At 34.7% G+C, this 4247-nt stretch carries 5 protein-coding genes and 1 pseudogene; 3 read left to right on the top strand and 3 right to left on the bottom strand.

What is annotated here, in order from left to right; genetic code table 11:
* Positions 1-636 (bottom strand): annotated as a pseudogene (locus Q0L68_RS17130) (hypothetical protein); the annotation flags it as partial.
* Between the two features lie 160 nt (positions 637-796).
* On the opposite strand from Q0L68_RS17130, the gene Q0L68_RS17125 reads away from it, so the two are divergent.
* On the top strand, positions 797-1234 hold the full coding sequence (locus tag Q0L68_RS17125; protein WP_296705472.1) for a Dabb family protein: 438 nt from the start codon (positions 797-799) through the stop codon (positions 1232-1234).
* Here the strand turns inward: Q0L68_RS17125 and Q0L68_RS17120 are convergent, their stop codons facing one another.
* Positions 1235-1642 carry a hypothetical protein gene (locus Q0L68_RS17120; protein WP_296705470.1) on the bottom strand — a complete coding sequence of 136 codons (408 nt, stop codon included), beginning with the start codon at positions 1640-1642 and terminating at the stop codon, positions 1235-1237. It abuts the gene before it with no gap.
* 103 nt (positions 1643-1745) lie between these two features.
* Here Q0L68_RS17120 and Q0L68_RS17115 point away from each other — a divergent pair, with 103 nt between their 5' ends.
* Entirely contained in the window at positions 1746-2351 is a 606-nt protein-coding gene (locus tag Q0L68_RS17115) for an alpha-ketoglutarate-dependent dioxygenase AlkB (RefSeq protein ID WP_296705469.1), read from the top strand.
* A gap of 48 nt (positions 2352-2399) precedes the next feature.
* Here the strand turns inward: Q0L68_RS17115 and msrA are convergent, their stop codons facing one another.
* A complete protein-coding gene (msrA, locus tag Q0L68_RS17110) occupies positions 2400-3488 on the bottom strand; it encodes a peptide-methionine (S)-S-oxide reductase MsrA (RefSeq protein WP_296705466.1) in 1089 nt (362 codons plus the stop codon).
* A 290-nt stretch (positions 3489-3778) separates the two neighbouring features.
* On the opposite strand from msrA, the gene Q0L68_RS17105 reads away from it, so the two are divergent.
* On the top strand, positions 3779-4247 hold a 469-nt coding region (locus Q0L68_RS17105; RefSeq protein ID WP_296705464.1), incomplete at its 3' end, for a PQQ-dependent sugar dehydrogenase.

Here is a 4247-nt window from a genome sequence, read left to right as displayed (position 1 = left end):
ATTATAGATGGAATTCTCTTCATAAGGAACCACAGATTTCACATCTCCTGTCAAAAGGTTTAGCTGATAGAAGTTTTGAAGTGTGTCTTTGCCTACTTGGTTATAAATTAAATTACTGGCGGTAATATAGTTACTTGGCCCTACAAGCAACATGGTAGTGTCATTTTTTTGATAAAAAGGAGGTGATCCAAGTGGCGAATTGGCTCGGATTGGTAAAGGAGACATTATTCTGTGAGAATTAACTATTTCGTAGTCAGAGTTATAGGCAATAACCTGAAAGGGTAATTCTACGATTCTCAGATTATTAGGTCCAAAACCAAGGCCAGTTGGGTTCCATGATCCATAGTTACCAGGGCCATCTCCTTTCTTATGAGTTCTTTTTTGTATCTCCCCTGACTCAGAAATCTCTAAAATGTCATCCTCTGTTAAAGAATAACCAAGATAAATTTTTTCAGTTGGACTATAGTCTCGGATATTGACTCTTGTAAAATTGTTAACTTGGAAAGAATCGACCTTTACCAAAGAATAGTTTGGATTTTCAAGATTATTTGAGCTTTCTTCTTTTTCGGATGAACAGCCAAAAAAGAATGAGGATAGAGCGAAAAAGACGAATGCTAGGTTCTTATAAGTTTTCATTAATTTTTATTTCGTAGATCTACTAATTTTTCGTTAAGTTAAAATAAGATACCTTTATTCCCTATTTTTCTCCAATATTTACTGGCTTGTATTTACAAATCCTAAAAGCCTTGGTATAATTTGTCTATTCTGCCTAGATTAGATTTATAAATTAATCAACATGAAAAAAATGTATAAAGGAATCCTGATAGTAGGCTTATTAGCTTTCTTTTCCGCATGTAATCAGGAAAAGGAAGAACAAAAAATCATAGAAAAAATCGAAGAAATAGAAATGGAAGAACCGATGAAACCGGATTCAGTATTGCGTCATGTAGTTTTGTTTGGATTTACAGAATCTACATCACCAGAGAAAGTCCAGGAAATAGTAGATGCTTTCAAAGCATTACCAAGCAAAATTGAACAAATAAAAGGCTTTGAATGGGGTACTAATAATAGTCCAGAAGGTTTGAATGATGGTCTGACTCATGCATTTACCTTGACTTTTCATTCGGAAGAAGACAGGGACATTTATCTTCCTCATCCAGACCACAAAGCTTTCGGAGAGGTTCTTGGAAATAGCCTTTCAAAAGTAGTAGTAGTGGATTATTGGACCCATTAATTATTGATCAAATGGCAAAGCGGATCCGTCCGTTTTGCCTGATTCTTCTACTGTGAGTACTTCGGTAACGACAAAATTACTAGTGCCTCTCCAAGGTAGCATTCCATTAAATTCTATATATCGAAGTTCTACAAACTTTCCAGAAGCACGTTCTAACTGAGAGGCAATTTCTTCGCTTTCAACACTAAATCTAAATTCGTTGCTTTGCAAGCCTCCAGCCGTCGGACTTTGAAACCCTTCTTGTACAACTCTTCCTTCATAGGTTTTAAAAATCACTCCTTTTTTCACGAAGTAATTTAAACTTCCAGCTTTTACCCCTTCACCAAAAACAAAATAGAATTTCCACCAAAAAAAGATAAGGAAAATAACCAATGTACTGATACCTAGGATCCAAGCGAACTTTTTCATAAGTCAATTTTAAACGATTTTCTAAATATAGAAAGTCGGCTAAATATATTTGAATTGAGAATGGAAAATTATCTTTTATGAATTGCCAAAAAGTCAGTTAAAAATGCAATCCGATTTATTTAATGATCCCAATAAAAATTTGTTGCCGTTTGATGGCGTGACAAAATATTACGGAAAATTTCTTTCTAAAGAGACCTCTGATAGATTTTTCAAACTACTTCTAAATGAAATTGATTGGAAGCAAGAGCCCATCAAAATCTTTGGGAAAGCTGTCATGCAACCTAGATTGACTGCTCTCTACGGAGATCAAGGTAAAATTTATCAATATTCGGGAATTCAAATGATTCCAATTCTGTGGACAGATTTTTTATTGGAAATCAAAGAAAAAGTAGAAAGTCTAACAAATTCTGGTTTTACACATGTACTTCTAAATCAATATAGAGATGGGCAAGACTCGATGGGCTGGCATCGGGATAATGAAATAAGTCTTGGTAAAAAACCTACCATTGCTTCTGTAAGTTTTGGAGCAGTCAGGGAATTTCAAATGAGGCTTTACAAAGAAAAATCAAACAAAATCAAAATACCTTTAGAGCATGGAAGTTTACTTATGATGGGAGAGGAGAGTCAGCAATATTGGGAACATCAGTTACCCAAAACCAAAAAAGTGAATTCTACTAGAATTAATCTCACTTTTAGAAAAATCTTGTAAAAAAAAGGCCCGGGTTTACCGAGCCTATCTAATTTTTTATAAAATGAATTAATCAACCAACCAAAGATAATCACCGTAACCAGCAGCTTCCATTTCAGATTTTGGAATGAATTTCATCGCAGCTGAATTCATACAATAACGCAGATTTGTTGGATTGGGGCCATCATAAAAAACGTGACCTATGTGGCTATCTCCTAACTTACTTCTTACTTCAACTCTTACCATTCCTGCTGATCTATCCACAGGTTTTTCTATAATTCTTGCATCAATTGGCTTTGTAAAGCTAGGCCATCCTGATCCTGACTCATATTTGTCTTTTGAACTGAAAAGAGGGGCACCGGTTACTATATCTACATAAATTCCAGCTTCCTTATTTCCATTATATTCATTCTGGAAGGCATATTCTGTGGCATCTTCCATTGTCACTTCATATTGTAAATCAGTCAATTTGCTCTTTAATTCGGTTTTTGATGGTGCAGGATATTTCTTTTCGGTTAGTTCAGGCCAATGGGCTTTAATGAATGCATCTCTTCCGCTACCATTTCTATAAGCGTAATATTCTTTTGGATTCTTTTTGTAATAGTCTTGGTGATAATCCTCTGCCGCATAGAAATTTGTGTATTTGATAATAGGAGTTGCTATGGGTTTATCAAATTTTCCTGATGCTCCTAGAAGTTTTTTTGATTCCTCTGCAACTTTCTTTTGCTCTGCATCATGATAGAAAATTGCAGATTCATATTGTGAGCCTCTATCATAAAATGATCCCCCTACATCTGTAGGGTCAAAGGTTTGCCAAAAGATATCAACCAACTCTGAATAGCTTATTACCTCAGGGTCAAAAGCAATCTGTACTGATTCTCGATGAGAGGTCTTTCCACTGCTTACTTCTCCATAAGTTGGATTTTTCTCTTTTCCTCCTGCATAACCAGATGTGACAGCGATCACTCCATCGATTCCTTCAAATGGTGCTTCTACACACCAAAAGCATCCACCTGCAAATGTTGCGAGTTCTGTATCTCCTTTGTAGGAGGATATTTTTTCACTATCCGTACTAGTATTCTGTTTACTTTCTGCCGGAGAGTTTCCGCAGGCTGTCAGCAAAAGTGCAATTCCTGCAACTAGAAATTTTGAAGACATTTTAGTTAAATATTTCATTGATGATTCAAGATTATTTGAATAGGATGAATTTTTATCCTTTGAAGTTAAAACCATAAATCAAGACATTGTGTTTCAACTTCAGCTTATTAAGACGAAATTTCTTCTTTTCGTTCCAAATACGCAATGGAATTCAATTTGGATGTGATTTATAAAGGAAATACCGACTGATCATTGCCTAGTTTTAATAATTCTGTAAATCCATGGTCGGTAATTTTGGAAAAACCTTAATTATTTACCTTTAAGCCTGATAAATTAAATAGTTAATTTTTATGAGAAAATTGCTTTTGGTTTCATCTATTATAGGACTTTTCCTAAGTAGTTGTACCAAACAAAATTCAGATCCTTTTGCTGAAATCAAACCGGACGAAAGCAGATTTACAAAAGTTACCCTGGTAGAAAAGCTAAATGAACCAATGGAGATTGAGGTTCTTGATAATAAAGATGTTTTAATCATTGAAAGAGCCGGTAAGATCAGACTATATCAAAATGAAACTGGCAATCTAATTGAAGTCGGTTTTTTGGAGGTTTATCCAGAAAGAGAAGATGGATTGATGGGTTTGGCAAAAGATCCAGAATTTGAGATGAATCATTGGATTTATCTTTATTATGCTCCACCAAATACTTCTCTTAATAGGTTATCAAGATTTGTTTTTAAAGATAATATAGTAGACTTAGCTTCTGAAAAAGTAATTTTAGAAGTTCCGGTTTACAGGGATTGTTGTCATTCGGGAGGTTCTT

It is taken from the genome of Algoriphagus sp., assembly GCF_024642405.1.
Classification (GTDB): Bacteria; Bacteroidota; Bacteroidia; order Cytophagales; family Cyclobacteriaceae; genus Algoriphagus.
The sequence above is the reverse complement of the archived record's forward strand: the minus strand, read 5'-3'. Positions and strand labels throughout refer to the sequence as shown.

Coding starts and splice junctions, on each gene's coding strand:
- Q0L68_RS17125 (WP_296705472.1), top strand. CDS start 797: ATGAAAAAAATGTATAAAGGAATCCTGATAGTAGGCTTATTAGCTTTC.
- Q0L68_RS17120 (WP_296705470.1), bottom strand. CDS start 1,642: ATGAAAAAGTTCGCTTGGATCCTAGGTATCAGTACATTGGTTATTTTC.
- Q0L68_RS17115 (WP_296705469.1), top strand. CDS start 1,746: ATGCAATCCGATTTATTTAATGATCCCAATAAAAATTTGTTGCCGTTT.
- msrA (WP_296705466.1), bottom strand. CDS start 3,488: ATGTCTTCAAAATTTCTAGTTGCAGGAATTGCACTTTTGCTGACAGCC.